The organism is Stutzerimonas nitrititolerans (assembly GCF_003696285.1).
Lineage (GTDB): Bacteria > Pseudomonadota > Gammaproteobacteria > Pseudomonadales > Pseudomonadaceae > Stutzerimonas > Stutzerimonas nitrititolerans.
In genome coordinates this window covers 1-640 of record NZ_RFFL01000069.1, presented here as the reverse complement: position 1 = coordinate 640, position 640 = coordinate 1, and the positions used below count along the sequence as shown (strand labels likewise).

Here is a 640-nt window from a genome sequence, read left to right as displayed (position 1 = left end):
GCTGCCTGCCGGCCATTCCTGGTCGGCGGTCCCTTCCCGCGCCCGGACCAAGGTTGCGGCGCCGCCCAGCACCACTGCGTCCACGATCTCCCAGCGCGTCGCACCGCTCGCCGCGTCGGCCAGGGTCAGGCGATATTCGCCATCAGGCAGATCGAGCGGGCACGCGGTAGCGCCCTGCGGCAGGGATATCTCCCGAAGCCAGTTGTTTACGAATGTCAGCATGGTCAGCACCAGGTCACAGGGTATGGATAGTTGCGGCGGATAGCGCCGGTCAGAGGATCGGCGGAGCCGTACATGTTGCCGCCGTTACCGGTGACGAAAACGCTGTTATCCGCTCGGCCACGACAGCAGGCGTTGCCGTAGAAATAGGCGGCACGGGTCTCCACCACCACGTCGGAGACTCGCCGCCTATAGGTTGCCGCCACACGTAGGCATTTCAGCTGCCTGGAGTAGCTGTACACGCTGACGACGAGGTCGAGGTAGATGCGCTCACCGGCGGGCGCGGAGGTATCCTCAAGCGGAAAACGGCCGTAGCTACCGCCTCCGATGATTTCCCATTCGCCCGGGAAGTCGGCGAGGATGTTCGTGCCATCCAGCGTCACCTGGAAGCTGCGATCGTCTGTGCGGGACTCATCGGTGT

The 640-nt window shown here is 64.4% G+C and carries 1 protein-coding gene and 1 pseudogene; both read right to left on the bottom strand.

Features of this window, described 5'->3' with window-relative positions:
- Window positions 1-222: pseudogene (locus tag EA795_RS20730) on the bottom strand (hypothetical protein); the annotation flags it as partial.
- 2 nt (window positions 223-224) lie between these two features.
- The coding region (locus tag EA795_RS21105) for a hypothetical protein (protein WP_158601323.1) at window positions 225-640 on the bottom strand (416 nt) is incomplete at its 5' end.